This window comes from Paenibacillus sp. N119s (assembly GCF_059447605.1).
The window spans coordinates 1-17,397 of sequence record NZ_JCAJRU010000091.1 but is presented as its reverse complement, the minus strand read 5'-3'; the positions used below and the strand labels follow the sequence as shown (position 1 = coordinate 17,397).

Annotated in this window: 21 protein-coding genes and 1 riboswitch; of the genes, 5 read left to right on the top strand and 16 right to left on the bottom strand. The window is 43.7% G+C overall.

The window, feature by feature from the left end:
- On the bottom strand, positions 1-1,193 hold a 1,193-nt coding region (locus AC5V8P_RS12415), incomplete at its 3' end, for a molybdopterin molybdotransferase MoeA (RefSeq protein ID WP_495473655.1).
- A 189-nt stretch (positions 1,194-1,382) separates the two neighbouring features.
- Positions 1,383-1,622 carry an XRE family transcriptional regulator gene (locus AC5V8P_RS12410; RefSeq protein ID WP_063210602.1) on the bottom strand — a complete coding sequence of 80 codons (240 nt, stop codon included), beginning with the start codon at positions 1,620-1,622 and terminating at the stop codon, positions 1,383-1,385.
- Between the two features lie 87 nt (positions 1,623-1,709).
- Between AC5V8P_RS12410 and AC5V8P_RS12405 the strand changes: the two genes are divergently transcribed.
- The gene (locus AC5V8P_RS12405; RefSeq protein ID WP_016820733.1) at positions 1,710-1,925 is read left to right on the top strand and encodes a helix-turn-helix transcriptional regulator; all 216 of its coding nucleotides are present in this window, start codon (positions 1,710-1,712) and stop codon (positions 1,923-1,925) included.
- A gap of 269 nt (positions 1,926-2,194) precedes the next feature.
- Here AC5V8P_RS12405 and AC5V8P_RS12400 read toward each other — a convergent pair whose 3' ends face one another.
- The 4 genes from AC5V8P_RS12400 to AC5V8P_RS12385 are packed head-to-tail and all read right to left on the bottom strand — an operon-like array spanning position 2,195 to position 4,251.
- The gene (locus AC5V8P_RS12400) at positions 2,195-2,929 is read right to left on the bottom strand and encodes a hypothetical protein (protein WP_063210604.1); all 735 of its coding nucleotides are present in this window, start codon (positions 2,927-2,929) and stop codon (positions 2,195-2,197) included.
- Positions 2,930-2,934: 5 nt separating this feature from the next.
- Positions 2,935-3,066, bottom strand: coding sequence for a hypothetical protein (locus AC5V8P_RS12395; protein ID WP_262348612.1), 132 nt, complete (start codon positions 3,064-3,066; stop codon positions 2,935-2,937).
- Positions 3,039-3,509, bottom strand: a complete 471-nt coding sequence (locus AC5V8P_RS12390; protein WP_495473656.1) for an accessory gene regulator ArgB-like protein — start codon at positions 3,507-3,509, stop codon at positions 3,039-3,041. The genes AC5V8P_RS12395 and AC5V8P_RS12390 overlap by 28 nt, the downstream gene beginning before the upstream one ends.
- A 28-nt stretch (positions 3,510-3,537) precedes the next feature.
- Entirely contained in the window at positions 3,538-4,251 is a 714-nt protein-coding gene (locus tag AC5V8P_RS12385) for a hypothetical protein (protein WP_064796537.1), read from the bottom strand.
- A gap of 263 nt (positions 4,252-4,514) precedes the next feature.
- Here AC5V8P_RS12385 and AC5V8P_RS12380 point away from each other — a divergent pair, with 263 nt between their 5' ends.
- Positions 4,515-4,748: a helix-turn-helix transcriptional regulator gene (locus AC5V8P_RS12380; protein WP_064796536.1), complete on the top strand. Its 234-nt coding sequence runs from the start codon at positions 4,515-4,517 to the stop codon at positions 4,746-4,748.
- A 105-nt stretch (positions 4,749-4,853) separates the two neighbouring features.
- Here AC5V8P_RS12380 and AC5V8P_RS12375 read toward each other — a convergent pair whose 3' ends face one another.
- The 5 genes from AC5V8P_RS12375 to AC5V8P_RS12355 form a co-directional block, all read right to left on the bottom strand.
- Positions 4,854-5,609, bottom strand: a complete 756-nt coding sequence (locus AC5V8P_RS12375) for a DUF4247 domain-containing protein (RefSeq protein WP_063210610.1) — start codon at positions 5,607-5,609, stop codon at positions 4,854-4,856.
- A gap of 13 nt (positions 5,610-5,622) precedes the next feature.
- Positions 5,623-6,129, bottom strand: coding sequence for a DUF4178 domain-containing protein (locus tag AC5V8P_RS12370; protein WP_064796535.1), 507 nt, complete (start codon positions 6,127-6,129; stop codon positions 5,623-5,625).
- Between the two features lie 24 nt (positions 6,130-6,153).
- Positions 6,154-6,561, bottom strand: a complete 408-nt coding sequence (locus AC5V8P_RS12365; RefSeq protein WP_013371429.1) for a DUF350 domain-containing protein — start codon at positions 6,559-6,561, stop codon at positions 6,154-6,156.
- 129 nt (positions 6,562-6,690) lie between these two features.
- Positions 6,691-7,359 (bottom strand): PspA/IM30 family protein, encoded by a 669-nt coding sequence (locus AC5V8P_RS12360; protein ID WP_063210614.1) that lies wholly within the window; start codon positions 7,357-7,359, stop codon positions 6,691-6,693.
- An 86-nt stretch (positions 7,360-7,445) separates the two neighbouring features.
- Positions 7,446-8,468, bottom strand: coding sequence for an NADH:flavin oxidoreductase/NADH oxidase (locus AC5V8P_RS12355; RefSeq protein ID WP_064796534.1), 1,023 nt, complete (start codon positions 8,466-8,468; stop codon positions 7,446-7,448).
- Between the two features lie 213 nt (positions 8,469-8,681).
- Here AC5V8P_RS12355 and AC5V8P_RS12350 point away from each other — a divergent pair, with 213 nt between their 5' ends.
- Complete coding sequence (locus AC5V8P_RS12350) at positions 8,682-9,488, top strand: polysaccharide deacetylase family protein (RefSeq protein ID WP_064796533.1); 807 nt, start codon at positions 8,682-8,684, stop codon at positions 9,486-9,488.
- A gap of 209 nt (positions 9,489-9,697) precedes the next feature.
- On the opposite strand, the gene AC5V8P_RS12345 is transcribed toward AC5V8P_RS12350, so the two are convergent.
- The 3 genes from AC5V8P_RS12345 to AC5V8P_RS12335 form a co-directional block, all read right to left on the bottom strand.
- Positions 9,698-10,366 carry a 3D domain-containing protein gene (locus AC5V8P_RS12345; RefSeq protein WP_064796532.1) on the bottom strand — a complete coding sequence of 223 codons (669 nt, stop codon included), beginning with the start codon at positions 10,364-10,366 and terminating at the stop codon, positions 9,698-9,700.
- A gap of 6 nt (positions 10,367-10,372) precedes the next feature.
- A riboswitch (cyclic di-AMP (ydaO/yuaA leader) is annotated at positions 10,373-10,546 on the bottom strand.
- 239 nt (positions 10,547-10,785) lie between these two features.
- Complete coding sequence (locus tag AC5V8P_RS12340) at positions 10,786-11,508, bottom strand: amino acid ABC transporter ATP-binding protein (RefSeq protein ID WP_063210621.1); 723 nt, start codon at positions 11,506-11,508, stop codon at positions 10,786-10,788.
- Positions 11,495-12,958, bottom strand: coding sequence for an ABC transporter substrate-binding protein/permease (locus AC5V8P_RS12335; RefSeq protein WP_064796531.1), 1,464 nt, complete (start codon positions 12,956-12,958; stop codon positions 11,495-11,497). Before AC5V8P_RS12335 ends, AC5V8P_RS12340 begins: the two co-directional genes overlap by 14 nt.
- A 148-nt stretch (positions 12,959-13,106) precedes the next feature.
- Here AC5V8P_RS12335 and AC5V8P_RS12330 point away from each other — a divergent pair, with 148 nt between their 5' ends.
- Both AC5V8P_RS12330 and AC5V8P_RS12325 read left to right on the top strand, forming a co-directional pair.
- Positions 13,107-14,285, top strand: coding sequence for a M20 family metallopeptidase (locus tag AC5V8P_RS12330; protein ID WP_064796530.1), 1,179 nt, complete (start codon positions 13,107-13,109; stop codon positions 14,283-14,285).
- A 39-nt stretch (positions 14,286-14,324) separates the two neighbouring features.
- Entirely contained in the window at positions 14,325-15,392 is a 1,068-nt protein-coding gene (locus AC5V8P_RS12325; protein ID WP_064796529.1) for a UCP032817 domain-containing protein, read from the top strand.
- An 85-nt stretch (positions 15,393-15,477) separates the two neighbouring features.
- On the opposite strand, the gene glgA is transcribed toward AC5V8P_RS12325, so the two are convergent.
- A complete protein-coding gene (gene glgA, locus AC5V8P_RS12320; RefSeq protein ID WP_064796528.1) occupies positions 15,478-16,920 on the bottom strand; it encodes a glycogen synthase GlgA in 1,443 nt (480 codons plus the stop codon).
- Between the two features lie 21 nt (positions 16,921-16,941).
- Positions 16,942-17,397 (bottom strand): alpha amylase C-terminal domain-containing protein (locus AC5V8P_RS12315; protein ID WP_495473654.1); only part of this gene is annotated, 456 nt, incomplete at its 5' end.

The window sequence follows — 17,397 nt, the reverse complement described above, 5'->3', positions numbered from 1 at the left end:
AGACAATCGCTGTCCTTAATCGTAACCATGACACTGGATTCATCTGCTCGCGCAGGAATCGCATATACTTGCCCGCCACGTATCTCTAGAGAACTGCGTACAAAGCGAGTGTAGTTATTTACCTTCGTATAATCTGCTCCCAGCTTTGCCGTCCAGGTTTGCAAATATGGATGTGCCGAAGATAACATCATTTGAATAGTTGGTCGTACAAACAGCTCACAACCCACAAAACATGCGCCGGGATTGCCTGAGAGCGCAAATAACAGCTTGCCGTCTATTACTGCGGCTGTGGTTACACTGCCTGGACGCATCGTAACCTTGTTGAACAGCATATTTACGTCTTCCTGTCGTACGAGATCACCCATGATATCATAATCCCCCACCGATACTCCACCACTTGTAACCACGATATCATAGGCTGCTATCGCTTCTCGGACAGAAGCACGGGCAAGGTTCAAATCATCATGAATGGCTTGCAGAATGAACGGCTCTCCTCCTGCCTCTTTAATTTGAGAAGCCAGCATGTATGTATTACTGTTTCGAATTTTCCCTGGTTGTAACGGTTCGTCCACTGCGAGCAATTCTGAGCCTGTAGAGAAAACGGCCACCCTTGGCTTCCTATAAACAGGCACACGATGTACACCAAAAGTAGCCAATACCGAGACGTGTCCTGCTCCGATGTAAGTTCCCTTACTGAGCAACAGCTGACCTTCCTTAATCTCATGACCAATTTGCGTCACATTTTTGCCAACTTCCATACGTTTCTTCAAGCCAACGTATACTTGTCCATTTTCCTCACGCAGCTGTGTGGCCTCCAGCATAACCACTGTGTCTGCCCCTTCAGGTAGTTGTGCTCCTGTCATGATTCGGGCTGCCATTCCCGTCTCCACCCGCTTATCCGATACAGTGCCACAAGGAATTTCATCAATCACACGTAGCCAGATTTCCTGACCGGTCGAACAAACTTCAGTGTCAGAGGCAAGAATGGCATAGCCGTCCATACCAGAGCGACGAAAGCGGGGATACGGATGTGGTGCAGTCAAGTCCATTGCCAGATAGCGACCATGCGCTTGCTCCAGCCCTACATCCTCCCTTTCTCCCTGGTAAACATAGCTAGCTATCCTGCTTTGTGCCTCTTCCACCTTAACTGCTTTACGTTGGAATTTTTCTGTGTTTAAAGGCGTCTGATTCATGTTCTCACTCCGTTCTTTAAAAAAATACCTCTTTCTGTTATAACGCTAAAACCGTTATCTGGCAAATCCGAACAGCGTTTATTTGGATTGTGGCAAGTCTCGATCCGCCAAAAAACAGCCTGAATAACATATCACGGCTGTTTTGGGTAGATTAGAGTTTTTGATTTTGCAAAAGATTACGTTATTTCTCTAGGTTGTATCATTTTTACCGAAATAAATTGAATCTATGGGAACATTATATAACGAGGACATTTGCTGCGCTCGAGCTATTGTTAAATCGGAGGAATCTTCCTCTATATGTTTTAATTCATTCATCGACATACCAAGTATATTGCAGGCTACTAACTCACCATATCCTGAAGCAAGTCGTGCCATCTTTATTGTATAAGAGCTAGTGCAAGTGATATTTTCATTTTTATCTGCGACCATCCAATCAACTCCACAATATAATTGATAAAAAACTAATTTACCTGTATACTTCTGAACGAACACTTTCCCCTGTTAGGAGCAAGTAAGGTGCAAAAACTTACTCGGGGGAAATGCCTTTTGAAAGAGGAGCTCAAATCTCATGGACGCACTCAATCTTGGCTCGCCCGACGAACTGGATATTCGCGGCAACAAATATCCAACTGGATCGCGGGACGTGACAAAATGTCATTCGAGGCGGCAGTCCTCATTTCTAGAATATTGGAGTGTAAGGCTGAGGACTTATATGAGTGGGAACTTGCCTGACAAACAGGCATTTCCTTCGGGCCTTTTGTACATGCCGGCATTTACAATATATATCCTGCTTCACCCTCCCTTTCTCATATGTAGATTGTTTATACCTTAATTTAAAAGATTGTTATTTTTTTCATAATCAAATTTTATCACATAGAAGATGATTAAAAACGGGAAATATGTCGAATTAAATCGAGACTGTCCGGCTTATCCTAGTCTAACTGATTATTGACTTATTCATATAAATATGGTAACAAAAATGACCCCTGAATTCTCACGGGTCAATTCCACAATTTTTTAAGTGCTTTAAGTTTATTATGAGACATAGAGCAAGTGAAGTCGGATCCTGCAAATCGTACCAAACCTCCAAATGCGTTACACTCAATCTCACAAACCAATTCTAAATTGATCAGGGTGTCTTTATAAGCTGGATATAGATGCGGAAAAGCTTCCCTACAAGCCTGGGCCGTTAGCCCGATTGTATAAGAGCGATCTCCAGAGTGGAAACGCGGTACATAATAATTTTTTTTAGGTTCCCACATATCCATACTAAGCATATTCCCTACCTTAAAAAAACCGCTCACCGCTGCCTTACCCACTACCTTAATTTCCGATCCGAAAATATAACGAATTTCTCTATCGGCATTCATTGCATTCTCATATATTTGTTTCCACCGGGATAAATTTGCTGAATTTATACTTTCTTTAATGTCTTGATTTTTAAAAATAACCTGCCCCCCTCCATAATCTCCCGTAACGATCTTGTCCACTTGTGTTATGTTAACCAAATTAGATCCGTCCAAATTGCAAAAAGTGGGTAAGCCTACGGAACATTCATGGAGGGTGGTGGGAACTGTAAATCTTCCATGAGAAGTGTGAAAAAGCGGGATGTGATAATTGCTTTTAGGCTTCCACAATTCAATCGCAACTAGGTGATTCTCACAAAAAAAAGAGCAATTTCCAAGTGAATTGTCATCAAGCAATTGAGTGGCTAGGATTCGCTTTCCCTCTTCCATTAAATTCAGTTCTTTTCTGTTTTCTTCAACTCAGCTGGTACTGATTTAGCGCCAAATATTGTTTTTTCTTTTTTAGTAGACTCGTTAGCGTATTTACCAAGGCTTATACTTAAAGCTCTCGCCAATTTCTTATCCATTTTCGCTCACCTCCTTTCCATAAAGGAAGAATACTGAATGCTTGTATAAATATAGATAAACATATTATGTGAGATTGTACAAAAAAATTTAATATGCAAACTAAAATACATATCGTTTTATAATATTTGTGATATTTGGTCTTATTAATATAGATAAAATGATTGGGCGCATATACTACAAATACTAATAATGAACAAGCATTAATTATCAAAAATGTTGATAAACTTAAGGAAACAAAAGGTATAGTTACACATACGGCCGTTGTAAAACAGACACAAAGGGTAAGGTTGCTGAAGTGTATCCCTCCTGAAAATCTTCTTACAAACATGATCGTAGCCAGAGCAAGTAATGCTCCCCAAAAATGCCCTGTTATCCAGGCTATAACTGCGACCATTAGTACTGCCGAAATTTCGGTAATTTTTATACCAATCGCATACTCCATCACTTCTACACTTGTAGGTCCATCAGGATCAGCTTTCTTTATTTCTGATGCGATGTGCCTCGATAGCGTTTCTAGCATCCTCGTAATCTCCTTTCTCTGAAAAGAAGTACGATATTCCAAAAGTCAGCAATGAGATGGAAAGTAGTCCTATCGTATTGGATTTATAGAGCATATACAAAGTAACAAGAATAGTGACAAATGATATTAGGGAGCCTATAATGAACATTTTATTAAGGGGTGTTAGGTAATTTTTACTTTTCAAAAAATCATGTGGGGGCTGAATGATAAATGAGAAACCAAAGTTGTATTTCCCCATGACAAAAGAAATGAAGTACGCAGTAAAAATAGAAGCTAGCTGTATAACGTAAATGGAAGAGCCAGAAGTATTATTAATAATATCAGGTTGTGCTACTCCGAAAAAATTCGCAAAAATATATACAAATAGCTGTAGGTTAATATAAGCTGTTAGACCAGAACCAGCAGAAAAAGCTGCAAGATATGTTTTGATCCCCAAACCAAATCTTAAAAAGAGAACCATTAACAAATACTGAAGCGGAAAATCTAATCTAGGCATGGCTATAACCTCTCTCATGAGATAGGAAAACAAAGCTATACCAATTGCATAGATAAGTATTTTTCTTCGATTTTCCCACACAGGAAGCATATAAAGCTTCAAGACCAAAGTAACTGCCGCTAAAGCATCGAAAAAACCAAGTAAAATATACAAAAGAGCAGATAACACAGTTACATCATCCTCCTATTTCGCCTGATGTAATTGTATATTTTACTAATAGATGTGGCAATGAAATAATCTAGTAAACTGGTAATTATTGTGCAGTGTGAGGTAAATTTTTTTCCATTTAGCTTTTTTCTTCAAATTCTACATCCTTTTGTACTAAAAAAAGTCCCCTCAAAGGAGTGACATTGTTTTTTGCCAATGTATGATGTTGGTTTTTTTTCGATATCAAGGTTATAATCTACTTAATTTGGGGTGGAGGGATTAAAGTGGCTTTAAGTGACAATTTCAAAAAATTACGTATAAAATATCAATTAACTCAACAAGAGCTTGCTGAGATCGCTGGGGTTACCAATAAAGCAATTTCAGCTTGGGAGAGCGGACTTTCTGAACCACGGATGGGTGCTATAGAAAGGATAGCTAGTCATCTCCATATCAAGAAAAGCAACATCATTGAAGAGGATGGCATTGAGCACATAAGCTCTGATCGCAGATCAAAGTAGACGACTATATAATCGAAGTGAGGGAACATCCATTCAATTTACATTAGTAAATGTTAAAAAAAGGAACTGTGCAACACAGTTCCACAGTTCCGCAAACATAACTCATTACCTTCGACTTCGCCGGCTAATTTTACCTGATCCGCTGCGTGTTTTAGGCTTACTATACGATTTACGTGGTGAATCAAATATACTGGAGCCGCCACTGCTGCCTCGGTCACGTGAAATCGAGCCTCTGCTCGGTGAACTGCTGGAGCCTCTATCAAATAGGCTTCCACTTGATCCGACGCTTGAATCCGAATTTTTTCCTCTACGGGTAACTGAACCTTTTCGCTCCACCGTTATCGGCGGAATCGCTTTTTTCTCCTGTGCTGTTGGAGCATGATATTGTCCTTGTGAAGGTCGGTATACATCTCTGCTCGAATAACCTCGATAGGAGCCAGACCCCCGCAATGAATCGAACAGAGCATCCAGCACGGTTGCAGTTAAGTATCCTTTTAGAAAACTGGAACTGTAATTTTGCTCGACATACTTTTTACTGTCAATTTCAATGAGTGTGTCTTCCTTCTTAGCTGGGTCTTGCTGCAAATGATACCACTCATCGCTATATACCAGAAACATCCGCTCATTGCTTTGAGGTGATATTTGCTCCGGTGTACGCTGTTCTTTCAATTCCTCCGCTACTTCGGGAACTGTTTTGCCTGCTGCCCGATACACGTACGAGGTCGAATTCCCACTACCACTAACGGATTCCAGCGGATACGTATCTTTTACATTTGGCGCACCGCAGCCGCTTAGCACGGATATAAACAAGCTCAGCGCCACAATGACCTTTAGTGCATAATGCCAGGTGCGTTTGCTCATGTGTAACCCTCTCCTAGCTTGCCCGAATAACTTTGACGTCTCCGGTAATCACTTCTTCTCCTTCATAAAGCATAAAGCGACCGTCCTGCCACTCTACCCGCAATAGATGGTAATCATCAGACTGGTACTGCCAAACATATTGCTCTCCACCCTGTCGGAAAGGAGCACGCCCCATAATGGTAACATTCCCAAAATACTGTTCTTCCAAATGATAAGTTGTATCATCCAGCTCTAAAATGGTTGGTACTTCCTCCGGGTTGTCTAGTCTGCCGTCGATGGCCTGATATAGTCCGAATTGCAGTGTTTCTCGTTCCTCGATATGAAGATAACTCACTTGGTTACCATCCTGAAGCGTCAAAACAACGGCATTCCGGGCACGATTATGTACACGACCTACCACCTCATAGGTGACAAGTGATACCTCACAAATATCCCCAGGATGTAAGTCAAGCATGCTTTTTTCCGCTTTCGGCGGTTCAGGCTTGGCAAATAGATTCGAAATTCGTTTCCATACGCTCATGGTCCTATGCTCTCCTTTCTTTGCCTAGAAGCATGCAGTAATGATCAAGGCACCAACCAAATGCAACGCTCCTGAAAACAGGCCAAAACCAATTTTACCTTCCTGGGTCCCTTTATCCAGATCAAACTGAGCCCAATACCGCAATAGCAGACGCACAATCACTTCCAAAACAAGTAAGATAATAAAGGCAATCACAGAATACACAAGCGCTTCAAGTAAATTATTAGCTGTAGCAATCGAACCTGATAAAATATATCCTTGTGCAATCAGCTTCATAATCATTCGTACCGTTACGGCCATATTTCCGGCTTTGACTTCTGCAAAATCCTTATACTTTGTAAATAAAGAATCGACATACATTAATACGAACAGCAAAATAGCTCCCGCACCCGTCCATACTAGCATCGCTTTCATCGTTTCCAAAAAATGCATCTGTTACCATCCTCCACATCTTCTTGACTACATATATTGATTTACGCCCCTAGGCAGGGAAAAGCGAAGGAGAAAACATTTCTCCTTCGCTTACTGAGATTACACTAACAGCAATACTTAAAAAAGTTCTTATTTGTTTTCGTATTGCTTCAGCAAAGCAGCAAGTTCGTCGTCCACCGCGCTTTTCTTATCCAGCTCTTTAAATTCTTCATCCAGCGATTTTTCCTTGGAAGCCATTTCGTTGCTTGCTTCAGCACGTGCTTCTGCTTGCAGCATTTTTTCCTCCATACGCTTCAATCCGGCTGTTGCTGTATCAGAGCTAAAACCGTTCATCGCTTTGTTAATTTCAGTCTGTGCTTTAGCAGCGTTATAACGGGCAACCAGTGTCTCACGCTTGTTTTTCATTTCTGTAAGCTGTCTACGCATTTCATCCAGCTTACCACGCAGATTGTCAGCTGCAGCTTTATTTTGCTCATAACCAGCTTTGAACTCGTTCATTTTTTGCTCGGCAGATTTCTTTTCTTCCAATGCACGGCGAGCAAGATCCACATTTTGTGCTTTTGCAGCCGTGTGAGCCTGTTCTTCGCGTTTTTTCACCAAAGCTGCCTGTTCTTCATATTGCTGTTTGAATCTCTTTTCAATCGCAATTTGAGCAGCTACCGCTTTCTCTGCGTCTTCCAGATCCTCTTGCATATCACGAATGTATTGATCCGTCATTTTTACTGGATCTTCTGCCTTGTCGATAATGGCGTTAATGTTGGACATTGTAAGATCTCTTAGTCGTTTGAAAATAGACATGTGAAGTTCCTCCTAGAGTTGAATGCTTAAATTTTAAGCTCTGTACACATGTTTACGCAAGCTTTGCAAAGAGGTTTCAAAATTATCTAAAAGCCGCGTAAATAAGGCTCTGGAATATCCGCCTGTACTTTTAGCTCACGTGATGCATGCAGCGCCCAATAGGGATCACGCAGCATAGCACGCCCTATAGCTACCAAATCAGCTTCTTTCTGCTGAACGACTCGACGGGCATCCTCATAATCATCCAATAAGCCGACAGCAATGACAGGCACATTCAGCTTTTCACGGATGGTATGAGCCAAATCCACCTGATAACCAGCACGCGCAGACGGGCCTCCGCTAGAGCCAATCGGACCCTCACCACCAGAAGAAATATGGAAAATGTCCACACCGGCATCACGATATCGTTCCCCTATGGATGCTATGTATTCAACATCATATCCGTCTTGTACATATTCTTTGGCAGATATCCGCATTAGCACGGGCATATCAGCAGGAAGCACCTGTTTAACAGCATGTATGACCTCGACACCAAACAGTGACAAATCCTGACCATACTCATCTTCTCTAGTATTTGTTAAAGGGGAATGAAATTGATGGATCAGATATCCGTGAGCGCCATGAATCTCTACCGTGTCAAAGCCAGCTTCTACCGCTCGGCGCGCCCCCTCTTTGTACGCCTGAACCAGTTCCTTGACTTCTGCTCTCGTCAAAGCGTGCGGCTCTTTAAAGCGCTCACTAAAGGGGATCGAGGACGGACCTACAGGTAACTCAGCGTCTTGGGCCTTGCGCCCAGCATGGCCTAATTGAATGGCGATTTTGGCACCATGCTTGTGGACTTCCTCTATAATTTTTTGATATGCAGGAATATGTTCGTCACTCCAAATGCCCAAATCACGATCCGTAATGCGTCCATCCGGATGAACTGCTGTCATTTCCACTATGATGAGCCCAGTCCCTCCTACCGCGCGACTTACATAATGGACATAATGCCATTCCGTCGGTTTGCCGTCCTTGGCCTCCACGCTGTATTGCCACATGGGGGGCATGACAATCCGATTTCTTAATGAAAGCCCCTTTAATTGATAAGGAGTAAACAAGTCGGTCACTTTTATCCATCCTTCCCTCAGTCTGTATCGTTATAGATAACCTCCCCATTATACACCAGCTATCACGGTATACCGAATCCTTTGTATGACTAAAACTTACGAAATCTTCAGTTGTGTAGGGCTTCACTCCATCAGCAGCATAATTTTGATAGGACAGGTACATAATAGCTGAGAGCACCACTAGGTATCACTGCACGGAAAGGGGGAATATAAATGCGGTACAGGAGAGCTTTGCCGTGTTTAGCGCTGTTACTAGCATTTTCAAGTTTTCCCGTATACGCGGACACGCCTCCCTATATTGGAACGCCCCATCCCAAGGAAGCTGCTGCCGCTACTACTGAACATCCAAGAAAAGATCGAGCTGCTCCAACCTTAGCGATGCTGCGAAAAAAGCATGCGGACATTTTTAAAATGTGCGGCCCGCACACCCGCCAAATTGCCTTAACCTTTGATGATGTGCCCGATTCAAGGTATACGCCGCAGGTTTTGGACGTATTACACGCAAACGGCATCAAAGCTACTTTTTTTATCGTCGGTCATCGTGCTGAAAAACATCCGGGGATCATACGCCGTATCATCCGTGAGGGTCATGCTATAGGAAATCATTCCTATACTCATCCGGATTTCAGGAAGGCCACACCCGAACGATTCCGCTACCAGATTACAAAAACAGAACGCATTTTAGAAGCGAGCGCAGGCTTCCGGCCTAAGTTGATACGACCGCCCTACGGTGAAATCACGGAGCCTCAAATCCAGTGGGCACGTCGTCATGGATACATGATTGTCAATTGGAATGTGGATTCTCTAGACTGGAAGGGATTAAGCAAAACACAAATTCAACGTAACGTAATCCCGGCTACCGGGCCTGGTTCCATTATTTTAATGCATGCAGGTGGAGGCCAAAGTTCTAATTTGCAAGGTACTGTCCAAGCCTTGCCGGGCCTAATCCACTCTCTAAAAGCTAAGGGCTACAAATTCGTCACAGTCCCCCGGCTGCTTCACACATCGGAACGACAATAAAAGTATGCTAAGCTTCGACGATAAACTCCAACTACGTAAAAAGGCTGTCTTGACGAGCAGAATATTTCTGCTTGTAAGACAGCCTTTTTTAGCGATAAGCAACCAGCCATGATAAAATATCGACCCAGTTACGAATTATATGTTGTACGATACAATAGTAAGTTTACATAATATTTATTATGTTATTTAAAACACATCTAGGCAGAATGTTATTTATCAATGACGTACAGTTTCACATCTTGAAAACCAAAGTCGTTTACGAATGATTTATTGCCAGGGATAAAGATATCAATCCGCTTCCCGGTAATGGCGCTGCCCTGATCACGGGCCACGGCCACAAAAGAATGGTCCGGCAAGCCGGGATGGGAATAGCCTGTAACAAGTACCTTGGTTCCCATTGGAATGACTTTCGGGTCTACCGCAATAGTACCTAACTTAAGCGGATTACCGTAATAATCGACAGCACCCCATTTACCGTTTTCATCGGCGGCGGCAGAATATGCTGTTGCTTTCACATCAACCACTTTACTATAATTGAATGTCTTACCCCATGCTTCAATTGTTGGCTTCTCATTCGCGGTTGCTTTTTCCGTAAGAAGCTGTGGCTTCGAATCCGAAGCCGCCTCTACACTTTTTTCGTCTGGCACTTTAATCTGCAGACCTGCGTATATGTTGTTGGCTGCAATATTCGGGTTAGCCTTCGCCAACTCATCTACCGATACTCCATAACGTTGAGCAAGCAAAAAGAAGGTGTCGCCTTCTTTAGCAATATGAAGCGAAGCAGCATCTGCTACTCCAGCTGTCTGTGCCAGCCCTGCAATTGCTGCGGCAAGCACCGCAAATTTCATAGCTTTTCCAATATGTTTTAAGCGTTTCAAAGATATGTACCTCCTCTGTTGTGCCTGCGAGGTTAGCTGTCGGATTCGGGCTCAGGAGAAGCCCTATGCTTGCGCAATTCACCCCTAGGTCATATTCCATACTTTTTATGATGTATTGGAACAATGGCCGTTGTTACGTCCCCCGCACTTCCCATAGTTTGAGTCCAGCACCTGAGTATTTATTATCATAAGTGCTGCCTCGGTAAGTTTTGGCTTCCTGCATAATATCACAATTTTGTAACCTTATCTGCATGAAAATGTTGGGAACCTTGAACATCATACTACACTCATTACAATTTTGTCATTAAGAACCCGTTTTTTGTTACGAAAATATGGAGATATGGTGACAAAAAAAGAAAAGCCCTCCGTGAACCATCGTCACAAGAAGGGCTATGTCAATATTTTATAAAAGCATTTTCTTACAGTACTTTAGCAAGAAAGTCACGAGTACGATCATGGCTTGGTGTACCAAAAACTTGCTCTGGCGTGCCTTGCTCTATAATTTGCCCGTTGTCCATAAAGATGATCCGATCCCCTACCTCACGGGCAAAGCCCATTTCATGTGTCACGATCACCATCGTCATGCCGCCTTCAGCGAGCTTCTTCATTACATCTAGAACCTCTCCAACCATTTCAGGGTCCAGAGCAGAAGTAGGCTCATCAAACAGCATTACGTGCGGCTGCATGGCCAAGGCACGTGCTATCGCAATACGTTGCTTTTGACCGCCGGATAACTGGTTCGGGTAGGTGTTCTTTTTATCCTCAAGACCTACGGTTCGCAGGAGTTCCAGCGCGATTTTCTCTGCTTCTTTCCCCGACTGCTTTTTCACCTGCGTTGGTGCAAGGGTCAAATTCTGCAATATCGTTTTGTGCGGAAACAGATTAAAATGCTGAAAAACCATTCCCATTTTCTCCCGGGTCGCATTAATGTTATGACCACGGGCCGTAATCGGCTCACCCTCAAACAAAATCTCCCCTTCTGTTGGCTGTTCCAACAGATTCAAACAACGCAAAAACGTACTTTTTCCTGAACCACTCGGGCCGATGATGACGACGACTTCACCTTTGGCGATATCTATATCAATACCTTTTAAAATTTCATTTTTACCAAACGATTTACGCAGTTGTTTAACGGTGATCACTGGCTCTCAACTTCCTTTCCCATAAACCCAACAGCTTGGATAAGCTGAACGTCATTACAAAATAAATAGCGGCTGCGATTACGAACGGACTTAATCCTTCATAGGTGATATTCTTAATGACTTGGGCTTGGTACATAATATCCACCATCCCAATGGTCGAAATAATAGATGATTCTTTAATGATGGTAATGAACTCATTACCAATAGCAGGTAATATAGATTTAAATGCTTGCGGTAAAATGACATGACGCATTGCTTTGCCTCGGCCCATCCCGAGCGAGCGGGCAGCTTCCATCTGTCCACGGTCTACGGCCTGAATACCCGCACGGAAAATTTCAGCCAAATATGCCGAACTATTCAGAGACAATGTAATTATACCGGACTGGAGTGGCGTAAAATTTACACCCAGCGTCAAAGCAACTCCATAATGAATGATCATGAGCTGTACCAGCATAGGTGTTCCGCGCAGGATCTCCACATATGCGGTTCCTAGCCACTCGATAATACGAACTCCACTCATCCTCAGCAAGGATATGATCAGACCAATAATGAATCCAAACAATACTCCAAGCGCAGACAGCAATAGAGTGTAGCCGATACCCGTAACGTAAAAACTGCGATATTTCATAAATATATCTACAATACTATTCGAAGAAACCTGTCTGTCGGCAGACAGTGCACTCGCTTCTGTAGAAAATTTCTCAATCGACCCGTCCGCTTTCAGGCGAGCCAACGTTTTATTTACTGAGGCAAGCAATTCAGTATTTCCCTTACGGATACCTACAGCAGTTTCTGCACCTTCATCTTCAGGTACTGCCTTGGCAAGTGTTACAGTACCGTCTAGCGTGTATCCTTTAGCAACGGTATCTTCGATTACAACCGCATTGATACGCTTGGTCCGAAGCTGGAGTACCAGATCGGATATTTTATCCAATGAGGTTACCGAAGCATTAGGCACTTTTTGTGCAATTTCTTCTTGGATACTCCCCTTCTGCGCACCGAGCTTCTCTCCTTTCAGAGTAGCCATCGTCGAATATTTGTCCTTATCCTCCGGGCGTACCATAATGACTTGTTTGGAGTGATAGTACACATCCGAAAAATCAATGCTCTTTCTGCGCTCATCCGTCGGTGTCATACCGGACAGTACCAAGTCTACACGACCACTTTGCAGAGCAGGCAGCAAGGAATCAAAGCTCATGTCCTCTGGGACCATCTCTGCGTTCAGATCCTTGGCGATTTCCTTCGCAATCTCAACATCAAACCCGACAATTTTATCCTCACCGTTAATAACTTTATGAAACTCATACGGCGGGAAGTCGGCACTCATGCCCACTACAAGTTTTTTCTGTGGTTTTGCTTCCGTTCCGTATGCATTGAGCATGGGAAGACCAGCCAACAGCAAGATAACCGCCGTCAAAACCAGGGCGGTAAAACGATATGCCTTTTTCAATCTTTTTTTCTCTCCTTAAATTCTTTATAATAAATAAGATTGTGTCATTATAAATGAATATGCATGATTATGCAATGAATGTTATGGTACAAATTTAGTTCATCTCTCGCACGACCTACATTACAGCTTATATAAAGGAGTTTTCAGCATGGATTTTAAACAGACTATTCAACACACCATTCAGCAGCATGCCGAGCGGTTTAAGGACATTTCGCTATATATTGGCGCAAACCCTGAACTTGGAAACGAGGAATTTCTGGCCTCTGCCCGTTTAAAAGAGGAACTTGTTTTTCACGGATTTGATGTTCAGGCACCCGTATTGGGTATAGAAACAGCCTTTATTGCTACTTACAAAGCAGCCAAGCCTGGACCCGTCGTTGCTTTTTTGGCAGAATACGATGCCCTGAAAGGGTTGGGACACGCCTGTGGGCACCATTTGATATGTATGATGAGTACAGGCGCTGCCGTTGGTCTCAAATCGATCATCGACGAGATTGGTGGAGAAGTACGTGTATACGGCACGCCTGCCGAAGAAACACGCGGTGCCAAGGTTCCGATGGCAGCGGCTGGATTGTTTGATGATTGCGATATAGCGATGATGACACATCCCTTCGACCGCTACGAAAAATCAGGCAAATCGCTGGCGATCGATGCTGTGCAATTTGAGTTTTTTGGTCAATCTGCTCACGCCGCTGCCAGTCCACACGAAGGGATTAATGCTTTGGACGCTGTGATTCAAACATTTAACGGGATCAATGCATTTCGGCAACAGGTGAAAAGTACAGTACGTATCCACGGCATCATTAATCAAGGTGGGCAGGCTGCCAATATTATTCCTGATTACGCCTCAGCCCAGTTTTATGTGAGAGCCGCTACGCGGCAAGAACTAAACCCGCTTACCCGCCGGGTAATTCAAATTGCTGAAGGAGCTGCTTTACAAGCCGGGTGTCGTTTGGAAACCTCCAATTATGAGACTTCTTACGATGAAATGGTGACTAACCGTGTACTCTCTGACACTTTTACTGCAAATTTAATACAGGCGGGCATTGCGCAAGAAGATATTACAGAAGGCGAAGATCATGGATCTATGGATATCGGAAATGTATCACTCCATTGTCCTGCGATCCATCCGTACATTCAAGTTATTGACGAGAAGCATGCCTTGCATACACCAGAATTTCGTGATTTGGCAATGCAAGACCGCGCAATGGAAGGAATGCTCTTGGCGGCCAGAACCTTGGCATGGACTGCTTGCGATGTAATCACAAATCCTAAACTACTGGCACAGATTAAAAAGGAATTTGCCCTACTGAATAGCAAAAACTAAAATCGGAAATACCCTCTTCTTGTTGAAAGGAGTGCCATCATGAACAGTATGAGCAGCTTTTGGACGTTGTTTATTGTGGTTGACCTCATCATTTTTTGGTTCATATTTCGTGCTATACGCAGGAATCGTGGCAACAAAAGCACTCGCCGCCGGAATGCATTTTTCCTTAGCTCCCCATCTCCTTCGTCACTCTCGCAGGAGCGTTATCCAGAGATTACAGAGCTGGGAGAGCTACTAGAGCGTTCCATTCCAGCTTCCTATGCTCAAAACGTAAAGCAACGTGTCATGGAAGCCCATCCTAGTCTGACGGAACAAGAATATGAGTGGCGCTGGCATGAGCTAAAACGATATTTCATGCTATGCGTGATTATGAATCGAGTGCCTATGTTCAGTAGTGATGTGGATGAACTATGGCACGAAATGTTAATGTTTACGCGCGAATACCAGCAGTTCTCGGAAGCTTTTTTTGGTCGCATGCTTCACCATGCACCCCATTCGGGCGGTTCTCAGCCAATGCCAGAGGAGCGGGCGTGGTTTGACTGGTTGTATGTGGAATGCTTTGGCTGGAATCGCTATAGCGCCAGTTTGTGGGGTACTTTTTTTAATCATCCACTACCGAACGGTGAGCTTTCACATTATTACAAACTGTCAGCTTCGGCGCAGCCAGTAGGTGACCGATGGAATATACGTGAGAATATAGGCAATTCACAGCAAGCACAACAAGCAGTTCATAAGATAGTACACCACCTCCGTGAGCGGGTAAAAAAAGCTGTAGATGACCCCGAGGGCAAGCAGCTGCCCAAAGTCAACTATTTACAGATTGACTATCTGCTATTGGCTGTTGTGTGGTATTCATGGTATCAGCCTGATCAATTTGCCATACACATGCACCCAGATTCTGCAAACAGTGCCGCACTAGCCAGCACATCGGGCTGTAGCTCCACCAGCGGCTGCTCGAACTGGGATACGCACCACTCACACCATCATTCCTCCCATGACAGTTCTCACAATGGAGGATCTTCCCATCATGATTCAGGTGATTCCGGGAACCACTCCTCGTGCAGCAGTTGCTCTTCGTGTAGTAGCTGTGGTGGCGGAGGCGACTGAGCATAGAAAAAAGGGGATCTTCTTAGCCAACAATAGGCTAGAGAGATTCCCTTTTTATTAGCATAAGTATGGTTTCCTACCCTGTCTAATCGCTCTTTACTAGCGAACGGTAAATATCCATGTACGCCTCAGCCGATACATCCCAACTGTACTCTCCTGCAAAGGCCGTCTGTGTAAGCTTATTCCAATGCTCAGGTTGGCGATAAAAATGAATAGCACGACGAATAGTATGCAGCATATCATGTGCATTGTAGTTCGTGAAACTAAATCCGTTACCTTCGCCTGTGGATTCATTGTATGCCTGTACAGTATCGTTCAGCCCTCCAGTTTCTCTCACTATGGGGATACTTCCATAACGAAGCGCCAGCAGCTGACTGATTCCACAAGGCTCAAACCTCGATGGCATAAGATACATGTCACTTGCCGCATATATTTTTCGTGAGAGTGGCTCGCTAAAAGTAAGCTGGGCTGACATTTTCAGAGGATATCGTCCCGCTGCTTCCCGGAACCAGTGCTCAAAAGCAGGGTCCCCTGTTCCCAACACGACAAACTGAATATCGTCATAATATAAGATTTCGTCAAGCACTCTCGTTACAAGATCCAGCCCTTTCATATCCACAAGCCTGGTTACCATCGCGATCATAGGTACGTCTGGACGCACCGGCAGACCCAGCTCCTTTTGCAGAGCAATCTTATTTTCCTTTTTCTTTGCCAGATTAGTACGGTACTTCGTATAAATAAGATTGTCTGTGGCAGGATTGTAGCTTTTAGTGTCAATTCCGTTTACGATCCCCGTTAAGCGTCCATGCTCTCCTAATTTACGAAGTAGCCCCTCCAGTCCGTATCCGTAAAATTCCGTTTGAATTTCCTTTGCATAGGTTGGACTCACGGTCGTGACATGATCCGAATAAGTAAGCCCACCTTTCATAAAATTCAGTCTGCCATAATACTCCACACCCTCTGGGATAAAATAGCTTCCATCCAAGTTAAGCAGCTCCGTTAAGACCTCATACGGAAAATCACCCTGATACAACAGATTATGTATCGTAAATACCGTGCGAATATCGTTGTAAAAGGGCAAATGCCGATAATCAGCATTTAGAAGCAATGGAACCATCGCCGCATGCCAGTCATGACAATGCACAATATCCGGTCGAAAATCCAGTTCAGGCAGCACTTCCAGAATCGCCCGGTTGAAGAAGGAAAAGCGTTCTCCATCATCCATATAACCGTAAATACCGTCACGGCCGAAGTAATATTCATTATCTATAAAATAAACTCTGATTCCGTCCAACGTCAGTTCCTCTACTCCACAATACTGATCACGCCAGCCTACAGCCACATGCTTGACCGTTACCAGACGTAGAGACTTCTTATACATATCAGGAATGCCTGCATATTTAGGTAGGATGATTCGGACGTCGCACCCTGCCTGACGCAGTGCCTTTGGTAGTGCACCGATCACATCCGCCAACCCGCCTGTTTTAATAAATGGATGTGCTTCTGCTGCCGCAAACAAAATGTTCATATGTGCTTCCTCCTTATAGGGTTAATCTGCTTTTTTAGACTTACGTGGTGCCTTCTTAAGTATAACGATGCTTAGGGGCGGAATAGTCACCTCCAGGCTGTGTAGCTGTCCGTGGTAAGGAATTTTGGAGGTTCGTATCACTCCGGTATTGAGCTGACCACTCCCCCCAAAGTCCTTATGATCGCTGTTCAGCAACTCCATATAGCTCCCTGCCTTTTGCAATCCAATGCGATAATTATCTCTTTGCACGGGCTGAAAATTAATGAGAACAACTACCGTATCCCCCGTTTTTTTGCCTTTACGTAAATACGTAATCACACTCTGCCCACGGTCTTCAGCTTCAATCCATTGGTAGCCATCCCACGAATGGTCCAACTCCCATAATGCTTTCTCCTGAAGATATAAATGATTCAGTGCTTTCGTATATGCATGCAAAGATCGATGACTATCATAGTCCAGCAAAAACCAGTCAAGCTG

Coding starts and splice junctions, on each gene's coding strand:
- AC5V8P_RS12330 (WP_064796530.1), top strand. CDS start 13,107: ATGGATTTTAAACAGACTATTCAACACACCATTCAGCAGCATGCCGAG.
- AC5V8P_RS12395 (WP_262348612.1), bottom strand. CDS start 3,066: ATGGATAAGAAATTGGCGAGAGCTTTAAGTATAAGCCTTGGTAAATAC.
- AC5V8P_RS12400 (WP_063210604.1), bottom strand. CDS start 2,929: ATGGAAGAGGGAAAGCGAATCCTAGCCACTCAATTGCTTGATGACAAT.
- glgA (WP_064796528.1), bottom strand. CDS start 16,920: ATGAACATTTTGTTTGCGGCAGCAGAAGCACATCCATTTATTAAAACA.
- AC5V8P_RS12370 (WP_064796535.1), bottom strand. CDS start 6,129: ATGAGCGTATGGAAACGAATTTCGAATCTATTTGCCAAGCCTGAACCG.
- AC5V8P_RS12410 (WP_063210602.1), bottom strand. CDS start 1,622: ATGGTCGCAGATAAAAATGAAAATATCACTTGCACTAGCTCTTATACA.
- AC5V8P_RS12350 (WP_064796533.1), top strand. CDS start 8,682: ATGCGGTACAGGAGAGCTTTGCCGTGTTTAGCGCTGTTACTAGCATTT.
- AC5V8P_RS12360 (WP_063210614.1), bottom strand. CDS start 7,359: ATGTCTATTTTCAAACGACTAAGAGATCTTACAATGTCCAACATTAAC.
- AC5V8P_RS12325 (WP_064796529.1), top strand. CDS start 14,325: ATGAACAGTATGAGCAGCTTTTGGACGTTGTTTATTGTGGTTGACCTC.
- AC5V8P_RS12390 (WP_495473656.1), bottom strand. CDS start 3,509: ATGGAGTATGCGATTGGTATAAAAATTACCGAAATTTCGGCAGTACTA.
- AC5V8P_RS12365 (WP_013371429.1), bottom strand. CDS start 6,561: ATGCATTTTTTGGAAACGATGAAAGCGATGCTAGTATGGACGGGTGCG.
- AC5V8P_RS12375 (WP_063210610.1), bottom strand. CDS start 5,609: ATGAGCAAACGCACCTGGCATTATGCACTAAAGGTCATTGTGGCGCTG.